Source organism: Coleofasciculus sp. E2-BRE-01 (assembly GCF_040221695.1).
Lineage (GTDB): Bacteria > Cyanobacteriota > Cyanobacteriia > Cyanobacteriales > Coleofasciculaceae > Coleofasciculus.
On record NZ_JAVKEA010000140.1, the window covers coordinates 1 to 12145 of the forward strand.

Sequence of the window (12145 nt, forward strand, 5' to 3'; positions counted from 1 at the left end):
AGTCCAGATTATAACTTAATTGAATTAGTCTGGCATTCAGCAAAAGAATATATTGCTAATCGGCTTTTTGAATCCATTGAAGAGTTAGAATCTTTGTTGCATCAACTTTTAAATGAAGACAAGCTAGTTATTAACTGGGGGCGCAAACTAAAAAATAAGGGTAATGCTCTTATCACAGTTTAAATGCATGACAGCTTATCTCGGTGAACACAACCACGATTATGAGAAAACGCCAAAGCTTCGAGTATCGGTAAAGCTACCGCCTGCCAAAATGAGTTCCAGCCATCCGGCGGGGATTCTTTCAGAAGTGCGGTTAAATCCTTTTCCATCCACTCCAGAACCAGGAAATGATTACCCGTCTGTTCATCTTTACCTGAGTCGAGGAGTTCCACGATTCCGGGATACTTCAATTCCTTGAGAGCTTGAGTTTCGCGCCTGAAGGATTCAGCGATGATATCCTCCTCTATATTCCTTTGTGTGAATAACTTCACCGCAACCCGTCGTTCCTCATCATCCTCTAAATCTCTTGCTCGATAAACCTCAGCCATCCCTCCTGAGAGAGGATTGGGAGATAGAGCATATCGATTATTGATGAGGCGAGGTGACATGATTGATTTGCCCCTAATTGTTTACACTGATGAGTAACACTTCTACCAGTTTGGCACACAATCAGGAGTAGAGACGTTGCATGCAACGTCTCTACAAATTTGATGCAATGCTGTATCCGTGTTTAAACCCGTTGACTGGACAGTTGGTATACCAGCAAGCACTCTTATCACCACTGGAACTCAAGTCAGGGGGAGATTTCCTCTGGATGGAGCCAGTGCTAGAGAGGTGCGTTATCGTTTAGATGACGGTAACATAACTAGCTATATTGTCTACGATGACAATGGACGGGCGATTAAGCGAGTAGACTTGACAGGTAAAGCTCATGCAGGAATACCAACGCCCCATGTGGTTGAATACAAACAGAACCAAAATCCCGCCGGAGATATTTTTGTGCAAGCTGAAAAAATAGTTCGACCGGCTAGAGCCGACGAGATACCTTAGAAATTATGGAAACCCAACGCCTATCCTTAAATACAGATAAGATGAGCAATTTCCAGCAGTGGAAACAAGCCAATGGCGATGATTTTTCACTCTGGGATTATCTTGGTGGAGTCGCTAATATTGAAGTGGCTTTAGCCTTCACTAAACTCTTTTTACCTGATTTTGTGGAACATGAGGGTGGTATATTTTTATTGGAAACCTTCCATCTAGAAATTTATGAGCAGTGGCAAGCAAAGCTCGCCGATGATCTTGCCGCCATTGAACAGGTAATGAACCATCAGCACATTGATGATTTGCTTCCTGGTTCAGAATGTGTTGGAATCGATAACTTATTTTATTTGGGACAACTGATCAAACAAATGTGGGCAAATCATCTCAAGTCACTGTATCCCCAGCGTAGTTTTAAGGTTTCTTGTGATAGAGATGAATACACCGTGGTTGTCACCTTCCATCAGATGTTATCTCGGAATAACAATCAACACCTCGGCTTCGCTCGGTGTTGACCCTGAGCGAAGTCGAAGGGTCAACGTGTTCGCGGGAGTACACACCCTCAGCGCAAGCAGTTTACGTATTTTTGCGGAGACGCTCAACACCCACCCTTTAAATTTCCGTAAAACAACGATGGTTGAATTGTCTGTCTCTTTCGACAATAGGGTCAAGATTACTGATTAAATATCAAGCCCTGTTAGAGGACACCTTAACACAGGTGTTGGTTTATTCATCATGACAACTCAATCAATTAATGTTCGCGGAATGGAATTGTTGATGGCGTACTCCCAAAATCCTTCGATAGAATTACGCAATCAGCTTGTCCGGTTAAATAGTGGATTGGTGAAGAAAATTGCCTATCGAGTCAGCCAGCAATGTAGCGAACCTTATGACGATTTGGTACAACTTGGCTATCTGGGTTTGATTCGGGCGATTGAACGGTTTAAGCCAGATCAAGGGTATGCTTTTAGTTCCTTTGCTGTGCCATTTATTCGCGGCGAGATGCTACATTTTCTTAGAGATAAAGGAAATATTGTCAAGATTCCTCGCCGTTGGCAAGAACTTCAGCAAGAGGGACAGCGCGTCAGTAAACGGTTAACCGCCACGTTGGGACGTTTACCCAAAGAGTCGGAAATTGCCCAAGCGCTGAATATTTCTATGCAAGAATGGCAGGAGAGTAAATTAGCCTCGAAAAATCGCTTGCCTCTGAGTTTAGATTTGACGGTGGGTCATAATGTCGATCATCCGGTCACGTTGGGTGATATGCTACCGGATAGTTATGACCAAACCTTGCAGCACTGGGAAGAAGACCGACAACAGTTACAAGGTGCGATCGCGCAACTGGAAACCAAAACCCAAGCGGCGATTGAGTTTGTCTTTTTCCGAGATCTCCCCCGTAAAGAAGCCGCTAAACACATTGGTGTTAGTCCGATGACGGTAACGCGACACCTACAACGGGGGATTAATGAATTGGTGTCCTTACTACAGCCGCAAACACCAGAACGTCTCGCCAGTTAGAATTCGGGTGTGTGTTATTAGACCAAACCCATGAAACGCTTCCTCTTAACTTGGCTGTTTACGGCACTAGCATTAATCATTACTGCCTATATCGTACCGGGTATTGCGATCGGGAGTTTCGCCACGGCTGCGATCGCGGCGATTATCTTAGGGATTGTCAATGCTATTGTCAGACCCATTCTGATCATGCTGACTTTACCCCTGACTATTGTGACATTGGGGCTATTTCTGTTAGTGATTAATGCCATATCCTTGTCCTTAGTCGCCTACCTAACGGGTGCCATGTTTACGATTAGTGGACCTCTTGACGCCTTAATTGGTTCAATTGTGTTGTCTGTCGTTGCGAGTATTCTTAACCAATTTGCTGATTAATTGGTCATTGGTCATTGGTCATTGGTCATTGGTCATTGGTTGGGCAGGTTTTGAATTAACGTTATCATCGATAAGAAAACGAAAGCCCCTACAGACAGGCAATCACCAGACGTGCCATGGCACGTCTCTACACGATTATGATTAAAATTCTTCACCTATCAGATATCCATCTGGGTAGTGGTTTCTCCCATGGGCGAACTAATCCAGAAACGGGGTTAAATACACGACTGGAAGATTTTGTCAATACCTTATCTCAATGTATTGATCGCGCTATTGCTGAATCCGTGGATTTAGTCTTATTTGGCGGCGATGCTTTTCCTGATGCTACACCACCCCCTTATGTGCAAGAAGCCTTTGCTACTCAATTTCGCCGCTTAGTCGATGCAGAAATTCCTACGGTATTGCTAGTAGGGAATCATGACCAACATTCCCAAGGCAATGGGGGCGCGAGTTTATGTATTTATCGTACCCTAGGTGTGCCAGGATTTATTGTGGGTGATACGCTGGCGACGCATCCAATTCAAACCCGGAATGGTTTAGTCCAAGTGATTACCTTACCCTGGTTAACCCGTTCTAGTTTACTGACGCGCCCAGAAACTGAAGGGTTAGCCTTAGGCGAGGTGAATGAGTTATTAATTCAACGCCTTCAACCGATTTTAGAAGGAGAAATTCGGCGGCTAGATTCCCAAGCGCCAACTATACTCTTAGCCCATTTAATGGCAGATCGGGCTAGTTTTGGCGCAGAGCGTTTTTTAGCGGTGGGTAAAGGCTTTACTATTCCCCTGTCGCTAATGGCGCGATCGTGTTTTGATTATGTAGCATTAGGTCATGTCCACCGCCATCAAAATCTAAATCCCTCGAATAACCCACCTGTGATTTATCCAGGTAGTATTGAACGGGTTGATTTTAGTGAGGAAAAGGAAGACAAAGGTTATGTGTTAATTGAGTTAGAGAAAGGGAAGGCTGAGTGGCAGTTTTGTCCCTTACCTGTGCGCCCATTTTGCACGATTAACGTGAATCTGGTTGAGGAAGCTGATCCAGAAGCGGCATTACTTAAAGCGATTAAGAAAAAAGCGATAAATGATGCTGTGGTTCGGCTGATTTATAAAGTCCGTTCTGATCAGTTAGATTTAATTGATAATAGTACAATTCACCAAGCCTTGAGTGAAGCCCACAGTTATACGATTCGCCCCGAATTAGCCAGTCAGTTAGCCCGTCCACGTTTACCAGAATTGGGGGTGGGTAGCAGTATGAATCCCATGGATGCGCTGAAGACGTATTTAGAGAGTCAGGATAATTTAAAAGATATTGCCGCAGATATGTTAGAAGCAGCGCAATATTTGTTGGATGGGCAAGGGGATAGTTGGTTAGAGATAGAGGAGGCTGGAGACGATAAGCAAAAAGCGAGTCAGGTGGGAAAAGGTAGTCAAAAAAATCAATTGCGTTTACTTTAGCGTTTCGGGGAAATACTTATGAGAATTAAGCAAATTTCAGTCACTGATTTATTCGGTGTTTTTGAATATGTTATTCCTCTAAATATGGGCTCTTCCGTTTTGAATATGCTAAAATAACAGTAAATTGGCAATTAATTAAAAAACAAATTTATATTTAAAAATGCAAAAAGCTTGTTCGGATTGACTTTCGGGTTTAATTCATGTTAATTGAATTAAGGGAGTTAATGCAAGTTTAGGAAAAAGCGGATTATGCCATCCAAACCCAAAAATAAACTGTTGAGTGAGTTACTTAACTTAAAAGGAGTTAAGGTCAAGGGTTATCAGAATTATCAAGACATAGGTATAATCTTAGTCCTCTCAGCCACCCAAAAACAAGCCATCTGCCACCGTTGCCAGAATAAAAGTAATAAATTACACCAAAATCATTGGTATACTATTAAGGACTTACCGATTTTGGATCAACCCGTCTATCTCACGATAAATCGTCGTCAATTTAAGTGTCAACATTGTCGAATACCTTTTAGCGAAGAACTGGATTATGTCAATAAAAAACGAAGATACACGAAAAGGTTAGCTCAGGATATTGTACAACAAGTACTTGCCGATGACATAAAAACAGTTGCACAAAAAAAAGCTGTAAGTGAAGAAGAAATCCAGACAATGTTAAGAGACGTTGGAGAGGAGTTAATAAAAAGTAAACCGAATGGGCTAAAAAAGTTGGGGATAGATGAAATTGCGTTAATTAAAGGGCAAGGAAATTATTGTGCGGTATTAGTTGATTTGGAAGCCAGTAAGCTGGTGGGAATACTGGAGGGAAGAACTCAAGATGAATTGAGGAAAACCCTACAGCAATGGGGGAAAGAAGTGCTTATTCAGATTGAAGAGGTAAGCATAGACTTATGGAAACCTTACAAAAACTTAGTGGAAGAATTAATGCCTAATGCTCAGGTAGTTGCCGATAGATTCCATGTTATGAAGCAAGTCAATGAAGAACTAGATAGGCAAAGAAAAAAAGAAAGGAATGCGGCTGAGAAACTGAAAGAATCTGCCGAAAAGGAAAAACTATTATCGGGACTAAAAAAAAGTAAATATGTCTTGTTGAAAAATGAAAAGAATTTGAATAATAAAGGACAAGAAAAACTTAAACAAGTTAAAGAGGTTAGTCCAGTTTTGAGTCAAATGCATAAAGGAAAAGAAGAGCTAAGGAAAATATTTGATGGGGAGGAGAATTGGGGGATGGGATTGTTAAAATTAGGAGATTGGCTATTATCATTTTATAAATATTTTCCGAACAGTAAAAAAACAATAATCAGATGGATAGGTGAGATAATTAGTTATTTTGATCAGAGAACTACTCAAGGCGTAGTCGAGGGAATTAACAATAAAATTAAACTAATTAAACGTTCAGGTTACGGCTTCAGAAATTTCGATAATTTTAAATTAAGATGCTTGCTTTGTTGGCGTTATTAAAGTTAGTTTAGCATAACAGGTACGGAAGAGCCATTAAGGCAGTTAAAAATCACTCACAAAAATTGGCACTGAGAGAGCAATATATTCAAGAAAGTATAGAAACATTATAAAAAAGTACTCACGATTCTTGGCAGATTTGTTGTGGTCACGATATTATTTTCATCTTATCCATAGGATTGAGTAAGGTGTGGGGTTCATGGAACACAAGAGAGATTACACCCGATATTCTGGAGAGAGAATTACGACTCGCTTACGAGGATTCTTATTTCCGCAGCACTCAACTTTATCAATTAATTCAGCAGTGGGAAATCGATAATAAACCTTACCAGGTTTTGTCGCCAGGGAATTAACATGAGCAACTTTGGGTGAGTGTGCATGAATAAAGCGAGAAAAGGCGATCGCGTTTATGGCAGAATCTGAGATGGCGAGGGAACAGGGAACAGTCAGGGATATCACCTAATGGCACCGTGTGCCAAACTAGATATATTCCTTTCGCTTGGGAGTAAGCGGTAATGTGGCTGGCGGGATTGTTTGTTTTTGGCGGCTGGATGGTATCCTTGTGCTTGCACGAGTTTGGTCATGCGGTTGTCGCCTATTTCGGTGGCGATACTTCGGTTAAGGATAAAGGCTATTTGACGCTTAATCCCCTCAACTATACTGATCCGGGTTTGAGTCTGCTAATGCCGATGATTTTCTTGGTGATGGGGGGAATTGCCCTTCCCGGTGGGGCGGTTTATATTGACCATAGTAAATTACGCGATCGCAGATGGGATAGTGCAGTCTCTGCGGCTGGTCCGTTTGCTAATGCGGTGGTGACGGTGGTGTTGGCAATTCCATTCTGGTTGGATTGGGTGACGGTATCACCTGACGATTGGCTGGGACAAAGTTTAGCCTTTCTCATTTTCCTACAAATTTTTGCCGTTGTTATCAATTTACTGCCGATTCCCCCTCTGGATGGATATGGAATTCTCCGCCCTTGGTTACCGCAATCGCTTCAGCAACAATTCAATAAATTGGGTCGATATAGCTTTTGGTTTATTTTTGGCGTGTTATGGTTTGTACCCGCTGCAAGTCGAGAACTGTTCCTGTTCATTTATCAAATTGCTTTACTTCTCAAGATTCCTCCGGAAGCGATTCAGTTAGGAAGTGTCCTATTTACTCAACCCGCGACGAAGTTGGCATTAATTGTCGGATTCCTTGGCTTTCTCTGGTTGATGAAACAAAAAGGAAATCAAACCCAAAAGGCTAGCGATTTACACGGGTTTAACCAAGGAAATAAATTTATAGAAAAGCAGCAATATGATGACGCGATCGCGGCTTACGATAAAGCTATTCAACTTAATCCTAATGTCTATCAAGCGTGGTATAATAGAGGACTTTGCTTGGCAGAGTTGCATCAATTCAAAGAGGCAATTACTTCCTACCAGAAAGCCATTAAAATTAAACCAGACTTTTATCAGGCTTGGAATTCTCTAGGTAATGCCTTTTATCACTCACACCAGTATACAGAGGCGATTACTGCCTACGATCACGCCCTGCAACTCGAACCGAACTTGGCTGATACTTGGTATAATAGAGCCTGTTGTCGTGCGTTGCAAGGTTATGTTGACCTGGCGATTGACAGTTTAAAACAGGCAATTGAGATTAATCCCAATTTACGAAAACAAGCGAAAACTGATGCTGATTTGGAATCGATACGGAATAGTTGGCGTTTTCCGGAGATTGTGCCGCACTGATAATCAATAATAAGTGATTTTGTGGTGGGCAAAAATAAGGAACGATATTATCAGGGTTTTAAACGTTATAAATTTTGCCCACCCTACGTCTAAATCGCTTAACAAATGACAAAGGACGAATGACAAATGACAAAGGACAAATAATTAATGAATCCACTTTCCCAACAATTGCCAATAGTGCTTTTAGTCGCCACGACTCTGGCAATACCATCAACGGCTGATATTCATCCAGCACAAGCGGGAACCTGTGCCGCAAACAGTTGCAGACAAGAATCCGTAAAGTTTGTACCAGGTCAACGAATTACCGTTGAGGTAGCTAATTTAACCTCTAGCGTGATCAAACTTCAACAGGTCGATGTTACAGACCCTTTACCTGTGAGTCCTGGACAGGTTCTCTCCTTTGTCCGAGGCGGTAATACTAACCCGAATTTCTCGGCGGTGCTTTGGGATACTCAAGGATTACCCTTAAATGTGAATATCCGCAAACCTGAAGCCAGAGTCTTACGAATTGAAGTATTGCCCAGTGGTCGTTCTCCAGGGGTTCGCGCTGTTTATCTGCAAGATGACGGTCGAGTAGAAGTGATGTAAGGTGTTAGGTGTTGGGTGCATTCATTGATTATGAACAACTATCCTTGTTATTCTGCTCAACTTCTGCCTCGTATTCGCCATACTCCAAATCATTGGTTTGGTAATCACGATAGTCAGGAGATATCTGTTGTTCCGGCTACTAATGCCGCGAAAACTAATCCGTCTCCAGCGTTGCCTGTTACCAAGACGCTAGATCCGTTGTTATCGCAACGGATTTTAATCACAACTGAGTGATCGGAGTGATCGAGTTTAAGAAGTGTAAATTATTCAGATCCCACGCTTCAAAGACGTGGGTTTTTGTGTTAATCATTCATGGTGCATGGTTTGTGGGTTTTGAACAATCAATGATAAATCCTGAACCAAGTGGCTTGAATCAATCCAGGTCAATTGAGCGATTAAGCTGGCGCATGATACTCAAAGAAAAGGCAAATTACGTTATGTAACATCAAATAAGATCAAAGCTGATTAATTTTTTGTTATCTAAATTTGCTATTATATACAATTGAGTTTAGGGTGACATCTGTCTTTTGACAGGTAAACATTAAATTAAACTTTTTTCCAATTCTTCCCCAAAATTTTTACATTTAATAAGTAAGCTGATCAACGTCGGGTGGAGAAATAACCATGAATAATTGTCCTTGTTGTTCATCTCACTTACTAGCTCACGTTCGTGACAAGCGTATTTATTGGTTTTGCTCTCGTTGTCGCCAAGATATGCCTGTTAAAGCTAGTAATAGAAACCCTTTTCACAAAGAGTTTTCTTTTGTAAATCCCTTAAATGACATTTTGTCACAGAAAGTATTAACACCAGCCGATTAATTAAGTTGGTAAAAGGGCGCACGTAGCGTCGGTCTTATGGGTCAACTTAAGCTACAGCCCTCACCCCCAGCCCCTCTCCATCCCCCCTAACCCCCCTTTGAAAGGGGGGAATTGGGAGAGGGGAGCAAGAGAATCCGATTCCCCTTCTCCCATGCAACAAAAGCGAAGCATCCTCTGTCATCCCTCTTCGCAGGGGGGAACGAGGGGGGTGGGAGAAGGGGTTAGGGGATGAGGGGGAAAATGTCAAGCAGTAAATAGACACAGCTTAAAATCTTGCCAGCATTGGTTTTCTAGCTTAAGTTGACACGGGCGCACGTCGGTGCGCCCCTACGATTTGTCAAACAGATTGCGAATATAACCCCATCGTTTACCCATCTGAACAGGCGCTAATCCATCACTAAAAGACCTGACTTGATCAAATTCTGGTGAAATGACCCGATCGCCCTTTTTATTGATATACCCCCAAAACGATCCAATTTTGACGGCGGCTAATCCCTGGGAAAAGGGTTGCGCTGCATCAAATTGTGGCTCAATAACCAATTCTCCAGTAGAGTTAATATAGCCCCAGCGATCGCGCAATTGGACAGGGGCAAGTCCTTGGACAAATGAACCCGCTGCGTCAAAGTTCGCTGGAATCACCAGTTGACCGCTTGAGTCACAATATCCGTATTTACCTGCGAGTTGTACCGCCGCTAATCCTTCGGAGAACAATTCCGCCTGATCAAACTGAGTCGGAATTACCCATTGACCAATTTTATCGATATAGCCCCATTGATCTTCAACCTTCACCGCCGCTAACCCTTCACTGAACCGAGTCGCCTGATCAAACTGGGGAGAAATTACGGATTGACCGGATAAATCGATATACCCATACCGACTACCAATTTTTACTCGTGCTAATCCTGCCGCAAACTGATCTGCCTGATCAAATTCTAAACGAGTGATCAGGTGTCCGGTTTTGTCAATATAGCCCCACTTGTACCCCATTCGCACTCGCGCCCGTTCCTCCTGAAACGAATCCAGCCAATCAAATTCAGGCTGAGTAACGAGATTCCCAAAGCGGTCAATATAACGATATTCAGCCCCAACCCGGCGATGGGTAAATCCTTGTGCCTTCACTTGTGCAGTATTGAAAGGAACCGATTGGGCATAGACGTGCGATCGCAAGGCGTTGGCTAAGGTATCATTATCCTGGCGCAAGCCCTCGTAGAAAAATAACACCTCCCCGGCTAAACCGCGATCGCGATTGTACTCAATTGCCTGGACTAAATCCTGGGAACTAATGCGATACGACCCACTTTTAATCAAGATTCCGGGCATCACCGTAGACAATTGTACCGGGTTGAATTGGTCATTCACCAACCGATCAACAAGCTGTTTATAACTAGCAAAATCCCGGCGATAGAATTGGGGATGTATCATATCCACCAATCCCTGATCCGCCCACGCTTGGTTATCCTGTAAATATTCCTGTAATCCCCAAGGATAAGGACTCGGTGCGATAGAAATTACCAGTTCTGGATTAATCGTCACTACTTGTCGGTACAGACGAGTGAGGAAATCCGTTAGCAAATCTGCCCGCCATTGTAACCATTGGGCGTCTTTTGGGTTTTTAGGCGGTTCCTGGTTGAACTGCTGCACATAGCGTTGTACCGTTTGGGTATCATACCCCCCTTCAGATGGCAGGGCGGGTAAACGGTCATCCCCCTGAATTCCGGCAATATCGTAATTTTGGATAACTTCCAGGATAAGTCCCATAACAAAATTCTGCACCTGGGGGTCAAACGCATTCAGCCATTCAAAGTTATTTTTTGTGAGTAAATTGCCTTGACTATCCCGCGCCGCCCAATCGGGTTTTTGGGCAAGTATGCGTCCACCTTTTTTGTTATAGGAACTGGCAAAACCATATTCAAACCACGGAATTACGGCTAATCCCACGTTCTTCGCCGCTTGAATAAGTTCAGCGAGGGGATCTCGCCCAGTAAAGCGCGGGTCAATTTCTAGTCCCATGGTATCTTGCATCAGGCGACTGGGATAAAGCGTCGCCCCATTATTCCAAACCACCGGAAAAACTACATTAAATCCAGTGTTGGCGAGGAAATCCATCGCCTCAGCTATGTTTTTTTGGGAATTAAAGACTTGGCTATCAGTAGTCGTTAGCCAAACGCCTCGGATTTCGGGTGGGGATAATTGATTTCGGGCGTTTGTAGTCAGCGCTTTAGCACTTTTGGCACTAAAGTGCCTACTACGAACCCAGCTTAAGTCAACGCCATTTTGCGGCAATCGTACTAATGCGATTCCTTCGGAAAACGGTTCAGCTTCATTCAGTTGCGGATCAACAATAAATGTGCCAGTTTTATCAATATATCCCCATTTATCGCCTAGTTTGACCCTCGCCCGTTCTTGGGTAAAGGAATCCGCCTCATCGAATAACGGTTCAATGGCAATGATATCCCAACCGGGAATATACTGTCGGGGAACGCCAGGGAGTTTTAACGCCCGACTAATCAGTGCAGCTACTTCGCCTCGTGTCGCATTGCGATTCGGGTGTAGGCGTCTGACATCTGGATAGTTAACGACTAAAAACTGACGGGTTGCGGTTGCGATCGCGCCTCGTGCATAATTGGGAATAGCCGCCGTATCATCGTAATATTGTTGGAGAATTGGGTTAGGATTCGGGTCACGGTCATACTGTAACCCACTGACTAATGCCACCAGCGCTTGTACACGGGGAATGGGTTGATTGGGGCGAAAGGTTCCATTCGGATAACCGGAGAAAAATCCGGCACGGGTAACAGTTTGAATCGCGGAATTTGCCCAGTGATTGGCGGGTACATCGCGAAAATTGATTGCATCGCGCACTGGGGTAGCCTGGGGAAAGGCTTTATTTAAAATCGCCGCAAATTCAGCCCGGGTAACGGAGTTATTGGGGCGAAAGCTGCCATCCGGATAACCACTGATAATTTGGCGGCTAAAAAGCTGGTGAATTGAGTCTTTTGCCCAATGGGTTTGGGTATCGGCAAAGCTGGAATCGGTGGAGTTCGTCATTTGTCATTTGTCATTTGTCATTTGTCATTTGTCATTTGTCATTTGTCATTTGTCATTTGTCATTCGTCATTTGTCATACTCGCTTTCGCGAGAAGCAAGCTA

General features: G+C 43.3%; 12 protein-coding genes and 1 pseudogene. 10 read left to right on the forward strand and 3 right to left on the reverse strand.

Annotated elements, in window-relative coordinates; all coding sequences use genetic code 11:
- A pseudogene (locus RIG66_RS16760) lies at positions 1 to 183 on the forward strand (IS630 family transposase); the annotation flags it as partial.
- On the opposite strand, the gene RIG66_RS16765 reads toward RIG66_RS16760, so the two are convergent.
- Positions 180 to 608 (reverse strand): serine/threonine protein kinase, encoded by a 429-nt coding sequence (locus RIG66_RS16765; protein ID WP_446379917.1) that lies wholly within the window; start codon positions 606 to 608, stop codon positions 180 to 182. The pseudogene RIG66_RS16760 and the gene RIG66_RS16765 sit on opposite strands and share 4 nt — an antisense overlap.
- 118 nt (positions 609 to 726) lie before the next feature.
- On the opposite strand from RIG66_RS16765, the gene RIG66_RS16770 reads away from it, so the two are divergent.
- The 6 genes from RIG66_RS16770 to RIG66_RS16795 all read left to right on the forward strand — a co-directional run bounded on the left by RIG66_RS16770 (position 727) and on the right by RIG66_RS16795 (position 5852).
- On the forward strand, positions 727 to 1050 hold the full coding sequence (locus tag RIG66_RS16770; RefSeq protein ID WP_446379918.1) for a polymorphic toxin type 24 domain-containing protein: 324 nt from the start codon (positions 727 to 729) through the stop codon (positions 1048 to 1050).
- 5 nt (positions 1051 to 1055) lie between these two features.
- On the forward strand, positions 1056 to 1553 hold the full coding sequence (locus RIG66_RS16775) for a hypothetical protein (RefSeq protein ID WP_446379919.1): 498 nt from the start codon (positions 1056 to 1058) through the stop codon (positions 1551 to 1553).
- Positions 1554 to 1773: 220 nt separating this feature from the next.
- Complete coding sequence (locus tag RIG66_RS16780) at positions 1774 to 2556, forward strand: RNA polymerase sigma factor SigF (protein WP_446379920.1); 783 nt, start codon at positions 1774 to 1776, stop codon at positions 2554 to 2556.
- Positions 2557 to 2586: 30 nt separating this feature from the next.
- Complete coding sequence (locus tag RIG66_RS16785; protein ID WP_446379921.1) at positions 2587 to 2928, forward strand: phage holin family protein; 342 nt, start codon at positions 2587 to 2589, stop codon at positions 2926 to 2928.
- 137 nt (positions 2929 to 3065) lie between these two features.
- Positions 3066 to 4382, forward strand: a complete 1317-nt coding sequence (gene sbcD, locus RIG66_RS16790; RefSeq protein WP_446379958.1) for an exonuclease subunit SbcD — start codon at positions 3066 to 3068, stop codon at positions 4380 to 4382.
- A gap of 249 nt (positions 4383 to 4631) precedes the next feature.
- On the forward strand, positions 4632 to 5852 hold the full coding sequence (locus RIG66_RS16795) for an ISL3 family transposase (protein WP_446379922.1): 1221 nt from the start codon (positions 4632 to 4634) through the stop codon (positions 5850 to 5852).
- Positions 5853 to 6065: 213 nt separating this feature from the next.
- Here the strand turns inward: RIG66_RS16795 and RIG66_RS16800 are convergent, their stop codons facing one another.
- On the reverse strand, positions 6066 to 6308 hold the full coding sequence (locus tag RIG66_RS16800) for a hypothetical protein (RefSeq protein ID WP_446379923.1): 243 nt from the start codon (positions 6306 to 6308) through the stop codon (positions 6066 to 6068).
- 56 nt (positions 6309 to 6364) lie between these two features.
- Between RIG66_RS16800 and RIG66_RS16805 the strand changes: the two genes are divergently transcribed.
- The 3 genes from RIG66_RS16805 (at position 6365) to RIG66_RS16815 (ending at position 8410) form a co-directional block, all read left to right on the forward strand.
- Positions 6365 to 7588 carry a tetratricopeptide repeat protein gene (locus tag RIG66_RS16805; RefSeq protein ID WP_446379924.1) on the forward strand — a complete coding sequence of 408 codons (1224 nt, stop codon included), beginning with the start codon at positions 6365 to 6367 and terminating at the stop codon, positions 7586 to 7588.
- A 147-nt stretch (positions 7589 to 7735) separates the two neighbouring features.
- Positions 7736 to 8176 carry a hypothetical protein gene (locus RIG66_RS16810; protein WP_446379925.1) on the forward strand — a complete coding sequence of 147 codons (441 nt, stop codon included), beginning with the start codon at positions 7736 to 7738 and terminating at the stop codon, positions 8174 to 8176.
- Between the two features lie 30 nt (positions 8177 to 8206).
- A complete protein-coding gene (locus tag RIG66_RS16815; RefSeq protein ID WP_446379926.1) occupies positions 8207 to 8410 on the forward strand; it encodes a hypothetical protein in 204 nt (67 codons plus the stop codon).
- A 912-nt stretch (positions 8411 to 9322) separates the two neighbouring features.
- On the opposite strand, the gene RIG66_RS16820 is transcribed toward RIG66_RS16815, so the two are convergent.
- Positions 9323 to 12043, reverse strand: a complete 2721-nt coding sequence (locus RIG66_RS16820; protein ID WP_446379927.1) for a WG repeat-containing protein — start codon at positions 12041 to 12043, stop codon at positions 9323 to 9325.
- Positions 12044 to 12145: the final 102 nt, after the last annotated feature.

Excerpts from the sequence above, each read along its gene's own strand:
- RIG66_RS16765 (WP_446379917.1), bottom strand. The coding sequence starts at position 608 with ATGTCACCTCGCCTCATCAATAATCGATATGCTCTATCTCCCAATCCT.
- RIG66_RS16775 (WP_446379919.1), top strand. The coding sequence starts at position 1,056 with ATGGAAACCCAACGCCTATCCTTAAATACAGATAAGATGAGCAATTTC.
- RIG66_RS16780 (WP_446379920.1), top strand. The coding sequence starts at position 1,774 with ATGACAACTCAATCAATTAATGTTCGCGGAATGGAATTGTTGATGGCG.
- RIG66_RS16785 (WP_446379921.1), top strand. The coding sequence starts at position 2,587 with ATGAAACGCTTCCTCTTAACTTGGCTGTTTACGGCACTAGCATTAATC.
- sbcD (WP_446379958.1), top strand. The coding sequence starts at position 3,066 with ATGATTAAAATTCTTCACCTATCAGATATCCATCTGGGTAGTGGTTTC.
- RIG66_RS16795 (WP_446379922.1), top strand. The coding sequence starts at position 4,632 with ATGCCATCCAAACCCAAAAATAAACTGTTGAGTGAGTTACTTAACTTA.
- RIG66_RS16805 (WP_446379924.1), top strand. The coding sequence starts at position 6,365 with ATGTGGCTGGCGGGATTGTTTGTTTTTGGCGGCTGGATGGTATCCTTG.
- RIG66_RS16810 (WP_446379925.1), top strand. The coding sequence starts at position 7,736 with ATGAATCCACTTTCCCAACAATTGCCAATAGTGCTTTTAGTCGCCACG.
- RIG66_RS16815 (WP_446379926.1), top strand. The coding sequence starts at position 8,207 with ATGAACAACTATCCTTGTTATTCTGCTCAACTTCTGCCTCGTATTCGC.
- RIG66_RS16820 (WP_446379927.1), bottom strand. The coding sequence starts at position 12,043 with ATGACGAACTCCACCGATTCCAGCTTTGCCGATACCCAAACCCATTGG.